Origin of the sequence: Streptomyces inusitatus (assembly GCF_014651115.1) — a bacterium.
Classification (GTDB): Bacteria; Actinomycetota; Actinomycetes; order Streptomycetales; family Streptomycetaceae; genus Streptomyces; species Streptomyces amakusaensis.
Genome location: NZ_BMWG01000013.1, coordinates 1 through 11531 on the forward strand (window position 1 = coordinate 1; position 11531 = coordinate 11531).

General features: G+C 70.6%; 15 protein-coding genes and 1 pseudogene. 3 read left to right on the forward strand and 13 right to left on the reverse strand.

Features of this window, described 5'->3' with window-relative positions:
- The 3 genes and pseudogenes from IE247_RS19800 to IE247_RS34415 form a co-directional block, all read right to left on the reverse strand.
- Positions 1-214: pseudogene (locus IE247_RS19800) on the reverse strand (hypothetical protein); the annotation flags it as partial.
- Positions 211-426, reverse strand: coding sequence for a hypothetical protein (locus tag IE247_RS19805; protein WP_190124529.1), 216 nt, complete (start codon positions 424-426; stop codon positions 211-213). The pseudogene IE247_RS19800 and the gene IE247_RS19805, both read right to left, overlap by 4 nt.
- Positions 423-1055 carry an ATP-binding protein gene (locus tag IE247_RS34415; protein WP_229869231.1) on the reverse strand — a complete coding sequence of 211 codons (633 nt, stop codon included), beginning with the start codon at positions 1053-1055 and terminating at the stop codon, positions 423-425. The genes IE247_RS19805 and IE247_RS34415 overlap by 4 nt, the downstream gene beginning before the upstream one ends.
- A 297-nt stretch (positions 1056-1352) precedes the next feature.
- On the opposite strand from IE247_RS34415, the gene IE247_RS19815 reads away from it, so the two are divergent.
- Together IE247_RS19815 and IE247_RS19820 are read left to right on the forward strand one after the other, a co-directional pair.
- The gene (locus IE247_RS19815) at positions 1353-2678 is read left to right on the forward strand and encodes an NsdA family TPR-like regulatory protein (RefSeq protein ID WP_190124671.1); all 1326 of its coding nucleotides are present in this window, start codon (positions 1353-1355) and stop codon (positions 2676-2678) included.
- Positions 2679-2764: 86 nt separating this feature from the next.
- Positions 2765-3244 (forward strand): hypothetical protein, encoded by a 480-nt coding sequence (locus tag IE247_RS19820; RefSeq protein ID WP_190124530.1) that lies wholly within the window; start codon positions 2765-2767, stop codon positions 3242-3244.
- Between the two features lie 50 nt (positions 3245-3294).
- Here the strand turns inward: IE247_RS19820 and IE247_RS19825 are convergent, their stop codons facing one another.
- The 7 genes from IE247_RS19825 to IE247_RS19850 all read right to left on the reverse strand — a co-directional run bounded on the left by IE247_RS19825 (position 3295) and on the right by IE247_RS19850 (position 6716).
- Positions 3295-3939 carry a dihydrofolate reductase family protein gene (locus IE247_RS19825; protein WP_190124531.1) on the reverse strand — a complete coding sequence of 215 codons (645 nt, stop codon included), beginning with the start codon at positions 3937-3939 and terminating at the stop codon, positions 3295-3297.
- 85 nt (positions 3940-4024) lie between these two features.
- Positions 4025-4351, reverse strand: a complete 327-nt coding sequence (gene cutA / locus IE247_RS19830) for a divalent-cation tolerance protein CutA (protein WP_190124532.1) — start codon at positions 4349-4351, stop codon at positions 4025-4027.
- Positions 4352-4370: 19 nt separating this feature from the next.
- Entirely contained in the window at positions 4371-4676 is a 306-nt protein-coding gene (locus IE247_RS19835; RefSeq protein ID WP_190124533.1) for a hypothetical protein, read from the reverse strand.
- A 20-nt stretch (positions 4677-4696) separates the two neighbouring features.
- The gene (locus IE247_RS34420; RefSeq protein WP_229869232.1) at positions 4697-4888 is read right to left on the reverse strand and encodes a hypothetical protein; all 192 of its coding nucleotides are present in this window, start codon (positions 4886-4888) and stop codon (positions 4697-4699) included.
- A 33-nt stretch (positions 4889-4921) separates the two neighbouring features.
- Positions 4922-5143 (reverse strand): hypothetical protein, encoded by a 222-nt coding sequence (locus IE247_RS34425; RefSeq protein WP_229869233.1) that lies wholly within the window; start codon positions 5141-5143, stop codon positions 4922-4924.
- Between the two features lie 35 nt (positions 5144-5178).
- Positions 5179-5607, reverse strand: a complete 429-nt coding sequence (locus tag IE247_RS19845; RefSeq protein WP_190124534.1) for a hypothetical protein — start codon at positions 5605-5607, stop codon at positions 5179-5181.
- Between the two features lie 119 nt (positions 5608-5726).
- On the reverse strand, positions 5727-6716 hold the full coding sequence (locus tag IE247_RS19850) for an RNA polymerase subunit sigma-70 (RefSeq protein WP_229869234.1): 990 nt from the start codon (positions 6714-6716) through the stop codon (positions 5727-5729).
- Positions 6717-6847: 131 nt separating this feature from the next.
- Between IE247_RS19850 and IE247_RS19855 the strand changes: the two genes are divergently transcribed.
- Positions 6848-7789: a LysR substrate-binding domain-containing protein gene (locus tag IE247_RS19855; protein ID WP_190124535.1), complete on the forward strand. Its 942-nt coding sequence runs from the start codon at positions 6848-6850 to the stop codon at positions 7787-7789.
- 25 nt (positions 7790-7814) lie between these two features.
- Here the strand turns inward: IE247_RS19855 and IE247_RS19860 are convergent, their stop codons facing one another.
- Genes IE247_RS19860 through IE247_RS19870 form a run of 3 tightly spaced genes read right to left on the reverse strand, consistent with a single transcriptional unit; the run spans position 7815 to position 11508 of the window.
- A complete protein-coding gene (locus IE247_RS19860) occupies positions 7815-10262 on the reverse strand; it encodes an FtsX-like permease family protein (protein ID WP_190124536.1) in 2448 nt (815 codons plus the stop codon).
- Positions 10259-10945: an ABC transporter ATP-binding protein gene (locus IE247_RS19865; protein ID WP_190124537.1), complete on the reverse strand. Its 687-nt coding sequence runs from the start codon at positions 10943-10945 to the stop codon at positions 10259-10261. The genes IE247_RS19860 and IE247_RS19865 overlap by 4 nt, the downstream gene beginning before the upstream one ends.
- Complete coding sequence (locus IE247_RS19870; protein WP_190124538.1) at positions 10942-11508, reverse strand: PadR family transcriptional regulator; 567 nt, start codon at positions 11506-11508, stop codon at positions 10942-10944. The genes IE247_RS19865 and IE247_RS19870 overlap by 4 nt, the downstream gene beginning before the upstream one ends.
- Between the last annotated feature and the right edge of the window lie 23 nt (positions 11509-11531).

The following is an 11531-nucleotide window of genomic DNA, read 5'->3' on the forward strand; positions in this document are numbered from 1 at the left end:
TTCCGGGGTGGAGTTCGTCGAACGACTCGATGGTCAGCGTGGTGCCGTGGGCGAGGTGGTGGTGGCGGGCGAGGGTGTCGTTGAGGTCGTCCCAGGTGGGGAGTCCGGGGATGGACTTCGCGTCGCCGGGGAGGAAGCGGTAGGTGTGGCCGTACACCTTGGTGAGGAAGTCCTCGCCGAGGCGTGCGACGACTGGGTGGGGTTCGGTGGTCATGTGTCCCGTCCTGTCGCGGCGTCCTTGACCATGTGTTCCAGTTCGGCCACGCACATCTCGCACCCGTACATCCCTGTCTCCAGCCCTGCGGCGGTGATGGGTCCGAGTCGCAGCACGGGTATCTCGGACATGCGGCAGTAGAGCCAGCACATGCCCGTGCTCCACTCCCGGTCGTCCCGGCGACTCCGTATCCCGGTCGCGACCCCGCTCACAGCCCGCTCCGCCCGTGCGGATCCCGGCTCTTCGGTGGGATGTCCAGCTCGGCCCAGACCCGCTTCCCGGTGACGACCCGTTCTGCGCCCCACCGGGAGGCGAGTGCGTCGACCAGGATCAGCCCCCGGCCGTGGACCTCGCTCTCGCCCGCCGCCGTCGGGCATGGGGGAGGGAGTTCGCGTGAGGTGTCGGTGACCACCAGCCGCACGGTGGAGGGGCCGGTGCGGGTGAGGGAGACGCCGACCTGTTCTGTTTCGGTGTGGGTGACGGAGTTGGTGACGAGTTCCGTGACGAGGACGGCCAGGTCGTCCGTGCCGTGGGCGAGGCCCCAGGTGTCGAGGTACCGGGTGGTGTCGGCGCGGGCCAGCCCGGGGGCGTGGATGGTTGAGAGGTAGACGCGGCGGTGGCGCTCGGGGTGTGTGGGGGAGGCGGGCATTCTTACCAGTGGTACTTCCGGCTCGGCGGTCACGGGATCGGGCGGTACGGGTTCACCGCTGCGGATGGGCAGCCGGTTCCGTATGTCGGCCAGACCGGCGAGCATCCTGGTCAGCAGGTTCCGCGAGCGGGGTGCCCACCCGCCGGCCGGGGCGACGGTGGCCCGCACCAGCCGATGCCTAACGTTCGTCATGTCTGCGCCCCTGATGTGTTTCCTCCGGTACATCCCACTGGGCTGCCAGGTGGTGCTGACGGACCATCTCGCGGGGCCGCATCTCGGGGCCGGTCAGCAGACGTCGTCGCCGGGGCAGAGCATTGCCCGGAGGTGATTCGGCGGCGGGTGGGCGATCAACGGTCATGCCGAGCGGGGTCCTCTCGTGTGGCGGCTTCTCCTCGCTCTAGGCAACTGCGCTGTCACGTAGAGCGGTACCGTGGATGGCGCACCACGGCGTAAAAGCGTGAAGACAGCCGCGTGAAGGAGCTGAACACGATGACGTCACCGGAGCCCAACGAGCGCCTGGCCGCGCTGTTCATCGAGAGCGGATGGACCATGCGGCAGCTCTGCCAGGAGGTGAACAGGCTCGGTACTGAACGGGGAACCACCACTCAGTACCAGCGCCCTTCCGTGAGCCAGTGGCTGAAGGGGCACATGCCCAAAGCATCGGTCCGGCCGCTGATCATCGAAGCCCTGTCCCGTCGCCTGCGCAGGCCAATCACAGAGGCAGACGCAGGTTTTCCGTCGACGCCTCCGTCATCGACGTCCCCGGGAACCATTGACGGACTTATCAATCTGGGATCGGTGGACGCCGTTCCCGGGCGGCGCGGCGTTATAGGTGCCGCACTGTTCTCCGTTGCACTGACGGTTCCTGGATGGCCGGACGTGGTGGGAAGAATGGAGGCCGCGTCGGCGGCGAGCCATCGTCGCATCGGTATGCCCGACGTCACCATGGTCTCGGATATGACGGACCGGCTGGGGGCTCTCTACGATGATTTCGGCGGAAGGCACGCGAGGCCCATGGCTGCGGCATTCCTCATCAACACCGTGGCTCCGTATCTGCGCGCCGACGGTCCCGAGAACGTACGCAAATCCATGATGTCCGCAGCTTCGTTCCTCAGCTATCTGACGGGCTGGATGGCGGTGGACGAAAGTCTTCACGGCCTGGCCCAGAGGTACTACGTCAAGGGGCTGGAGCTGGCCGGAGCCAGTGGTGACCATCTGGCGTACTGTCATGTCCTTCGGGGGATGAGCGTCCAAGCCGCCGATCTAGGACACGGTCCCACTGCCGTACGACTGGCAGAGGCTGCCTCAGCTGCGTCCCCGACTACTGGACCCCGAATGCGCGCGTTCATGGGAGGCCAGATGGCGCACAGCTATGCCGTGGCCGGCGACCGCACGGCCGCGCTCCACAGCCTGCGAGAGACAGAGCGATCTCTAGACGTGGCTGAGAGCGGAACGGGCTCGTTTGGTGGCTTCAACTACGCCACACTGGCCTACTCGACATCGCAAGTCCGGTACGCGGCTGGGGACGTAAAGGGGAGCGTCGAGTCACTGCACGCGCATTTTCGGCTTCGGGACTCCACTGACACCCATGTGTCCCGGATGCGATTCAGCGCGATGCTTGCCGAACGGCAGCTTCAGCTGGGTCACCTGGACGCCGCGTGTGCCACATGGAGCGGTGTCCTGGACGAGCATCCGACGATCCATTCCGGACGGGTGGACAGGGCGATCTTCGGCATTCGCGCTTTGCTCCGGCCGCATCTGGCGAACGCGGGCGCGCGCGAGATCTACGAGCGGTCGCGTCTGGCGCTCGCATAGCGCAAAAAGGGCCCGCCGATATGACGGGCCCTTCAGATGGGGCATCCGGTTGTTGATCCCTTCCACTGTCGAGCTGAGGAGTAGATATGACGACCCTGGCCGTGACCGGACACATGGACCTGGCCGCCGAAAGCGTGCCTGCGGTGAGGGCCGCGCTCCGCGACCTCCTCGTCGGACACGACGACCTCACGGGCGTGTCGTGCATCGCCGCCGGTTCCGACTCCGTCTTCGCGGAGGAGCTGGTTGCCGCAGGCGGCCGGCTGGTCGTCGTGATCCCGTCGCAGGACTACCGGGCCAGGAAGGTGAAGCCCGCGCACGCCCCGCTCTTCGACCGTTTGGTCGGTGCGGCTGTGGAGGTGGTGACGCTGCCGCACGAGGCGGCGAACCGGGACGCGTACGAGTCGGCCAATGCCGAGCTGCTCAGGCGGGCCGATCGGCTCGTCGCGGTGTGGGACGGCGGTCCGCCGTCCGGGAAGGGCGGGACGGCGGACACGGTGGAGCTGGCCAGGGCGGCGGGGGTGCCGGTGGATGTGGTGTGGCCGGAGGGGGCCGTACGCCGGGGGTGATCCGGGTGGGGCGGGTGGTCACTGGCCCGGGCGGCGGCCCCGGGGGTGGGTTACTTTCGCCAGAACAGATGGTGTGCCACCCCGCTGGGACTGGGGACGACCTCCAGGTGGAAGCGGTCGAGCAGCTCGTCGGGGGACTCCCAGAGCCGGACCCCGGAGCCGAGCTTGATGGGGGAGACGGCCACGTGCAGGGTGTCGACGAGGTCGGCGTCGAGGAACTCCCGGATGGTGGTGGCTCCGCCGCCGAGACGGACGTCCTTGCCCTGTGCTGCCTCCCGGGCCTGTTCGAGGACCGTGGCCGGGTCGGCGTCGACGAAGTGGAAGGTGGTGTCGGAGAGGGTGAGCGAGGGACGCTTGTGGTGGGTCAGGACGAACACCGGGGTGTGGAAAGGGGGCTCGTCACCCCACCAGCCCTGCCACTCGTGGTTGAGCCAGGGTCCACGCTGGGGGCCGAACTTGTTGCGGCCCATGATCTCGGCACCGATGTTGCGGCCGTAGTCCCGAGTGAAGTAGTCGTCCAGGCCCCGGCTGCCCCCGGGGTCGGTCCGCATGGGCCAGCTCGCCGTGGCACCGGCCCAGGCGAACAGCCGCTCCGGCTCTACATGGCCGAACGGCCTCTTCAGGGTCTGGTCCTCACCGGCACCGATTCCGTCGCTTGAGACATTGAAGTTCTGGACCCTCAGCAGCTGAGCCATGTGTTCCTCCTGTGTTGTCGGCAACAGTGGTGAGACTCGCCGGGCCGGGAAAACTCATCGTCGCGTCCGTGCCCGGTTGGACACCTCACATGACCCGGGTCTCCGCCGCCACCCACTCCAGATAGGCCGCCGACCCCCCTGTCACCGGGACGGCGATGACCTCGGGGGTGTCGTAGTCGTGGTGGTCGAGGATGAAGTCGGTCAGGGACCGCACCAGTGAGCCGCGCGTTTTGAAGTCGATGCGCCATTCCTGGTCGTGCTGGATCTTCCCCTCCCAGCGGTAGACCGAGGAGATGGGGTGGATCTGGGCGCAGGCGGCGAGGCGTTCGGTGATGGCGGCGTCGGCGAGGGCGCGGGCCTGGGGCTCGGTGGCTGTGGTGGTGGTTACGAGGGCGAGGTCGGCGGGGGTCATGGGGGCAGGGTAGAGGGCGTTAGGGTGCCGGCCGGTCGGGGTGGCGGATGCGGACGAGGTTCGCGTCGAGGTCGACGTGGAAGGGGGGTTCCTCGGCGGGGCGGATGTTTTTGCGGACGCGTTCCTGTTGGAGGGCGTGTTTCTGGGCCTGGGCGCCGGGGGTGATCTCCTGGAGGAATTCCGTGCCGATGGAGGTCATGCTTTTGCGTTTGCGCCAGTAGATCCAGCCGCGTGCTTCCACCCACAACAGAACGCGGTCCAGGAGGAACAGGGCCGCGCCCAGGGCGCATAATCCGGCGATGGCCTGCCACACCGTGCTCGTCATGTCGGATGAACGCGGAGGGTTCAGCCGGAGGTTCCCGTGCTGCCGTCGGGATCGCGGCCGAAGGCGGCGGAGAGGACGTCGGGGAGGTCGGCCTCGGGGACCGTGGCGCGGATCTCCGTCAGGACGTCGGGGAAGTCGTCGTCGCTGATGGCTCCCTGGTGCTCCTGGCGGAGTCGGTGGATGACCTCGACGATCTCGGGGCGCAGCAGCATCCAGGAGCGGGAGGTGTGGATCTCCTTCTCGACCTAGCCCATGAACCAGCGCACGATCTCGTACGGGATGTCCTGGTGCGGGCCCTGGGGGTCGGAGCAGATCGTCGGTTCTCGGGCGGGGTCCTCGTCGGGGACGATCGCGGTGAGAAGGTTTCGCTGCTTGCCGACGAGGTCCAGCTCCAGGTACCAGGCGTCGTCGGGCACGGAGTACATGGTGGTGATCGCGTAGTCGCCGCCGGGGTGGGGGAAGGGCATGACGGGCATGCTGTCACGCCCTTCCTGTGCGATGTCTAGCGAATACGGGTCATCACGGACTCGTAGCCACCGCCGCCCGGGTAGACCCAGGAGCCGGTGAGGGTGTCGCCGTCGGGGCTGAAGGCGCCCTGGTAGTAGGCGGGGGAGCCCTTTTCGCCGCCCCAGATGGTGAGGGTGTCGCCGTTGGGTTCGTAGACGTAGTCGAAGGTGTGGCCGAGGCTGTCGTAGAAGCGGGACTTGATGTCCTCGCCGGGCTCGTCCGAGCCGAAGGGCTTCTCGCGGCCGATGACTTCGAGGCCGGTGACGCGCCGGCCGTACTGCGTCATGTCGATGTCCTGGAGGAGGAAGAAGCCGCCTTCGAGCCAGCGGTAGGTGACGGTGCCTTCCACTCCGCCGGTCACGCGCCAGGTGCCGGTCAGGCGGTCGAGGCGCTGGAGGGAGGCGTCGGGGCGGGGATGGGACATGAGGGCGGGCCTTTCGCCGGGGCCGGAATGCCGGCGCGGGGTGCGGCGGCGTTCATGTGACGGGTGGGGCCGGGAGAAGGAATCGGTACGGGAGTGTGGTGCGCGTCACAGGTCCCGCGTCACCCGGGGAGTCCCTGGCCGAAACGGGGGAGCAGCTCCGGGCCGAAGGTGGTGATCTCGGCGATGAGGCCGTCCTCGATGCGGAGGACGTCGATGTTGACGGGGGAGAAGGAGTGCTCGCCGGGGCGGCGGACATGGTTGGCCACGGCGGGCATCCGGTTCAGGGTCAGTGGGACCGGGCGCCAGTCGCCCCAGGCGCTCTCGCCCGTCAGGACCGGACGCCACAGGTCCAGGATCGCGGCGCGGCCCTCGAAGACGAGGTGGGCCGGGGGCATGGTCTGCCGGGCGTCCTCGCGGAGCAGCTCGGAGAGGGCGGAGAGGTCGGCGCGCCGGGAGGCGTCGACATAGCGCCGCAGCAGGGCCCGCTCGGAGTCGCTGGGGGTGGTCGCCGCGCCCCATTCGGCGCGGCGCGGGGGGAGCTGTTCGCGGAGGGTCGCGCGGGCCCGTTGGAGGGCGCTCTTGACGGACGCGACGCTCATGCGGAGGGTCTCGGCGGTCTCGGGGGCGGGTGTGCCGACCACGTCGCGGAGGATCAGCACGGCGCGCTGCCGGGGCGGCAGGTGCTGGATCGCGGCGAGGAAGGCCAGCTCGATCGTCTCCCGGGCGATGGCGGCGGCCTCCGGCTCGCCGTCGGCCGGGGCGGCGAGGTCCAGCAGCTCGTCCGGGTAGGGCTCCAGCCAGGTCACCTCGGCCACGGCCGAGCGGGCGGGGCCGCCGGAGGCGTCGAGGGCGGACGTCACCTCGCGGCGGCGGGCGGGGCTCGCCAGTGTGTCGAGGGCGGCGTGGGTGGCGATGCCGTACAGCCAGGCGCGGAACGTCGACCGTCCGGCGAAGTCGGCGCGCTTGCGCCAGGCCCTCAGCAGGGTCTCCTGCACCAGGTCCTCGGCCTCGGTGAAGGAGCCCAGCATCCGGTAGAGATGGACCCGCAGCTCGTGGCGGTACCGCTCGGCCAGCTCGGCGAAGGCGTTCTCGTCCCCCGAGCGGAGCACCTCCGCCGACGGTTCCCCGGCCCCGGACCCACCCCTGCCCAACACTGCCCCCGCGATCCCGCTCGTCCGTCGACGAGAGCCGACGAGAGCCTACGATGAGAAGAAGGATTCTTGATCGGAGGAGGCTATCAATGAGCGGGGTCGCCCGGGGCAAACAGCCCAGCGTCGCGCAGCTGCGCGCCTTCGCGGCCGTCGCCGAGCATCTGCACTTCCGGGACGCCGCCGCCGCGATCGGCATGAGCCAGCCCGCGCTCTCCGGGGCCGTCTCCGCGCTGGAGGAGGTCCTCGGCGTACAGCTGCTGGAGCGCACCACCCGCAAGGTGCTGCTCTCCCCGGCCGGGGAGCGTCTCGCGGTCCGTGCCAAGGCCGTACTCGAAGCCGTCGGCGCGCTGATGGAGGAGGCGGAGGCGGTGCGCGCGCCCTTCACCGGTGTGCTGAGGCTCGGGGTGATTCCCACCGTCGCGCCCTATCTGCTGCCGAATGTGCTGAGGCTGGTGCACAGCACGTACCCGGATCTCGATCTCCAGGTGCACGAGGAGCAGACCTCCTCGCTGCTGGAGGGGCTGACCGGCGGGCGGCTGGATCTGCTGCTGCTGGCGGTCCCCCTCGGGGTCCCCGGGGTCACTGAGCTGCCGCTGTTCGACGAGGACTTCGTCCTGGTCACCCCGCAGGACCACTGGCTCGGCGGGCGGGAGGATCTGCCCCGCGAGGCGCTGCGGGAGCTGCCGCTGCTGCTGCTCGACGAGGGGCACTGCCTCCGTGACCAGGCGCTCGACGTCTGCCGGGAGGCCGGGCGCGGGGAGGACACCCCCGTCACCACCACCGCCGCCGGGCTCTCCACCCTGGTCCAGCTGGTGGCCGGGGGGCTCGGGGTGACCCTGCTGCCGCGTATCGCCGTCGAGGTGGAGACCGGCCGGGGAGGGCTTCAGACGGCGTACTTCGCCGACCCCGCCCCCGCCCGCCGGATCGCGCTGGCGATGCGCACCGGGGCCGCCCGGCAGGACGAGTTCGAGGAGTTCGCCGCCGCGCTGCGGACCTCCCTGCGCCCACTGCCGGTCCGCGTCCCGGACTGAGCCGCGAGGACGGGCTGCGTACCGCTTACTCCGTACGCAGCCCGTCCGGCCGCATCATCCGCCACAGCGCCGGCAGGCTCAACACCGTCACCAGCAGAATCACCCCCACCGCCGTCGCCGACACCGGCAGGAACATCCACCAGTCCACCATCGGCTTGCCCGTCAGCCTCAGCATCACCACACCGAGCACCAGCCCGCCCGCCACCGCGACCACGGTCCCCAGCGCCACCGGCAGCGCGGTCTGCCACAGCAGCGACCGGGCCAGTGTGGAGCGCCGGGTGCCGAACGCCACCAGCACCGGCAGCAGCCGGCGGCGCTCCCGCAACTGCTCGATCTGGGAGACCAGCATCGAGACCGCGATCAGCGCCATCGTGCCGGTCGCGCCCGCCAGCAGCCCGTTGTGGATGCTGGCGTACTTCTGGTCCCGCTCGGGCATCCGGACCGTCCACACCTGGAGCATGGGATCGAGCCGGGAGGCCGTGTCGCGGATGTGGTCGTGCGCGTGGGGGACGTTCTCGTCCGAGGTGACCAGGGCGGTGGTCGCGCCCTCGGTGAGCCGGGCGGGGTCGAGCGCGCCGGGGGTCGCGTAGATCCCCTCGTACTCCCAGCTCACACCGGACCCCGGGGGAGCCTTCACGGTCCGCGTGCCGGAAGGGAGCCGCCAGGCGTCCGGCTCGGCCCCGGCCCCGGGCCCGGTACGGGGACCGCCGCCCGACAGCGTCAGCCGGTCGCCGTCGCGGGCGGCCCGTTCGAGCCAATCCGTCTCGGACTGGCTCCAGCTGTTGTTGACGATGAAGGTGTCGCCGTCGGCGCAGGCGCCGATCCGGGCCAGCTTCCGCAGCACCGGGCAGTCGGCGACCACCAGCGAGGCCGCGGGCCACTGTTCCTCGGACACGTGCGGAGGCTGGTCGGCGGGGCGGGCCGAGGGCCTGACCCAGGAGCGGACGAAGCCGATCGCCTCGCTGACCCCCGGCGTCCTGCGCAGCTCGTGGTTCATCCGGGCGGCGAGTTCGCTGCTCGGATACCCGGCGGATATGTCCACCCTGCCCCACATCGGACTGTTGCCCACGCTCTGCCGGGAGGCGTCGTGCATGCCCGCGAAGACCATCTGGAGGGCTATGGCCCCGGCCACCGCGACCAGGATCCCGCTCACCGCGCGCCCGGCCGAACCGCCCCGGAGCTGGAGCCCGCGCACGGCGAGCTGCCAGGAGACGGGACCGCCCCGCAGCCGGGACACCACCGCGTCGACCACCCAGGGGAAGAGCGCGGTGACCCCGAGGAGCACCAGGATCGCGCCGCCCGCCAGCGGCAGCGGATGGACGATCCCCGTCGTGTACCCCGGGGTGACGGTGCGCTCCGCCGTCAGCAGCACCAGCACCCCCGCCGACGGCAGCACCAGCCGCCACCACAGCCGCCGCCGGCGCGGCGCCGATCTGCGGACGACGCCGAGCGGCTCGATCAGTACCGAGCGCAGGGTGACCAGGGTGACCACGACGGACACCACCGGAACGGCCAGCAGGATCAGCCCGCCCAGCGCGGGTGCCGGGACCACGTCCGAGGGGAAGGCGCTCAGCCCCCAGATCCGTACCGAACCGGCGAAGAGCCGGGCCACCGCGAAGGTCGCGACGCCGACGGCCAGTCCCAGCGCGGAGCCGAACAGCGACTCGCCGACGGCGATCCGGCGGATGGTCCTGGAGTCGGCCCCGATCAGCCGGAGCGCGGCGAGTCTGCCGTCCCGGCGGTCGCCGCAGAACCGGACGCTGGTGCCGATGAAGACCGCGACCGGGGCCAGCAGCACCACGGAGATGAGGGTCGCCAGCGCGGTGAGCATGGGGTCGACCGGCCCCATCGCCATTCTGCTGCGGCCGTAGCCGTCGCTCCGCTCGCCGCCGCTCTCCGCGGTCAGGGTCGAGCTGCCCGCGTAGAAGAAGCGCTCCCCGGGGTCGATCAGACCGGCCTCCCCGATGACGCCGACCACCCGGTAATCGAGCCGTCCGTCGGCCAGTGAGCTGCCGTCGGGCGAGGCGAGGAGGTCGGCCAGCGCGGGGGAGACGAGCATCTCGCCGGGGCCCGGCATCCGGTCCACCCCCGGCGGCAGCGCGGGCCGGTCGCCGTCCGCCCGCAGCAGCCGGCCGCCGATGACGTTGTCGCGGTACTCGGTGGAGACGTTCAGCCACACCACCGTCGAGTCGGAGCGCTCGATCCGCTCGGTCGCCGTCTCCCAGTTCTGGGTCCGGGCGTGCAGCCGGTCCTCGCGGGCGCTCATGATCTGGGGCAGCGAGGCGGCCATGAGCAGCAGCGCGACCCCGAGCCCGACCCCGGTGGCCGTCAGCGCGTTGCGGATCCAGCCCTCACGGCCGCCGAACGCGCCGAAGCGGATCCCGAGCCCGATGTCCCGCAGCCGTGACCGGAGCGGGCCGAGTTCCTCCCGTACCGGAGGAGTGATCGCGTCGGCCTCGTTCAGCAGGGTCATACGGTGTGGTCCACATCCCGGGTCCGTCCGTCGCGCACCACGATCTCGCGGTCCGAGTAGGCGGCCACCCGGGGCTCGTGGGTGACCAGCACCACGGCGGCGTTGGTGGTGCGGGCGGCGTCCGTCAGCAGTTGCATCACCCGCTCGCCGCTGTAGGTGTCCAGGGCCCCGGTGGGCTCGTCGGCGAAGACCACCCGGGGCGAGGTGACCAGCGCGCGGGCGACCGCGACCCGCTGGCCCTGCCCGCCGGAGACCTCGCTGGGGCGCTGATGGCCGATGTCCTCGACCTCCAGCCGCTCCAGCCACTGGAGCGCGGTCAGCTCGGCGGCCCTGCGCCGGACCCCCGCCAGCCGCAGCGGCAGCGCCACATTCTCCGTGCAGGTCAGCTCGGGCACGAGCTGGCCGAACTGGAAGACGAAGCCGAACTCGGTCCGCCGCAGCGCGCTGCGCCGGGCGTCCGTCATGGCGACGAGGTCCTGCCCGTCGTAGCGGAGCGTCCCCGAGTCGGGCGGGACGATTCCGGCGAGGCAGTGCAGCAGGGTCGACTTGCCGGAGCCGGAGGAGCCCATCACGGCGACGACCTCGCCGGGGTGGATGGAGAAGCCGGCCCCGTCGAGCGCGGTGGTGCGGCCGTAGGTCTTGTGCAGATCCTCGGCGACGAGGAGCGAGCCCGCGGGGATCATGCGCCCGCCTTCTTCTGGTCGCCCGGCCCCGGCCGGCCGGGTGCGCCGATCTCCGAGGCCAGCCGGGAGAGCCTGGCCGAGGTCAGCTCCAGCCAGCGCAGATCCGCCTCCAGATGGAAGAGGGCGTGATCGCAGATGAGCTGGTCGGCGAGGTCGCCCTGGCGCTTGCGGTCGGTGAGGATCCGCATCAGCCGCAGATGCTCGGTGCGCTGGAGATCCAGCAGCTCGGCGGCGCTGCGGCCGGTGAGCAGCGCGAGGACGACCTTGGTGTACAGGGTCGACTGGAGATAGGGCTCGGGTTTCTCCGGCTGGGCGAGCCACTGCGAGACATCGGTGACACCGGCCTCGGTGATGGCGTAGCGCTTGCGCTCGGGACCGCCGCCTGCTTCGACGCCGTCCACGGCGACCAGGCCGTTCTTCAGGAGCCGGGACATGGTCGAGTAGACCTGGCCGTAGTGGAGCGGCCGGTCGTGACCGAACTTCTCGTCGAAGGCGCGCTTGAGGTCGTAACCGTGGCGCGGACCGGACTCCAGAAGCGCGAGGAGGGTGTGGCCGATGGACATGCCCAGCACTGTACGGGGTGTGT

Bases quoted from the DNA above. Each gene is read 5' to 3' on its own strand.
- IE247_RS19815 (WP_190124671.1), top strand. From the start codon at position 1,353: ATGACGTCACCGGAGCCCAACGAGCGCCTGGCCGCGCTGTTCATCGAG.
- IE247_RS34415 (WP_229869231.1), bottom strand. From the start codon at position 1,055: ATGACGAACGTTAGGCATCGGCTGGTGCGGGCCACCGTCGCCCCGGCC.
- IE247_RS19855 (WP_190124535.1), top strand. From the start codon at position 6,848: ATGAGCGGGGTCGCCCGGGGCAAACAGCCCAGCGTCGCGCAGCTGCGC.
- cutA (WP_190124532.1), bottom strand. From the start codon at position 4,351: ATGACCCCCGCCGACCTCGCCCTCGTAACCACCACCACAGCCACCGAG.
- IE247_RS34425 (WP_229869233.1), bottom strand. From the start codon at position 5,143: ATGCCCTTCCCCCACCCCGGCGGCGACTACGCGATCACCACCATGTAC.
- IE247_RS19820 (WP_190124530.1), top strand. From the start codon at position 2,765: ATGACGACCCTGGCCGTGACCGGACACATGGACCTGGCCGCCGAAAGC.
- IE247_RS19845 (WP_190124534.1), bottom strand. From the start codon at position 5,607: ATGTCCCATCCCCGCCCCGACGCCTCCCTCCAGCGCCTCGACCGCCTG.
- IE247_RS19865 (WP_190124537.1), bottom strand. From the start codon at position 10,945: ATGATCCCCGCGGGCTCGCTCCTCGTCGCCGAGGATCTGCACAAGACC.
- IE247_RS19835 (WP_190124533.1), bottom strand. From the start codon at position 4,676: ATGACGAGCACGGTGTGGCAGGCCATCGCCGGATTATGCGCCCTGGGC.
- IE247_RS19860 (WP_190124536.1), bottom strand. From the start codon at position 10,262: ATGACCCTGCTGAACGAGGCCGACGCGATCACTCCTCCGGTACGGGAG.
- IE247_RS19825 (WP_190124531.1), bottom strand. From the start codon at position 3,939: ATGGCTCAGCTGCTGAGGGTCCAGAACTTCAATGTCTCAAGCGACGGA.
- IE247_RS19870 (WP_190124538.1), bottom strand. From the start codon at position 11,508: ATGTCCATCGGCCACACCCTCCTCGCGCTTCTGGAGTCCGGTCCGCGC.
- IE247_RS34420 (WP_229869232.1), bottom strand. From the start codon at position 4,888: ATGCTGCTGCGCCCCGAGATCGTCGAGGTCATCCACCGACTCCGCCAG.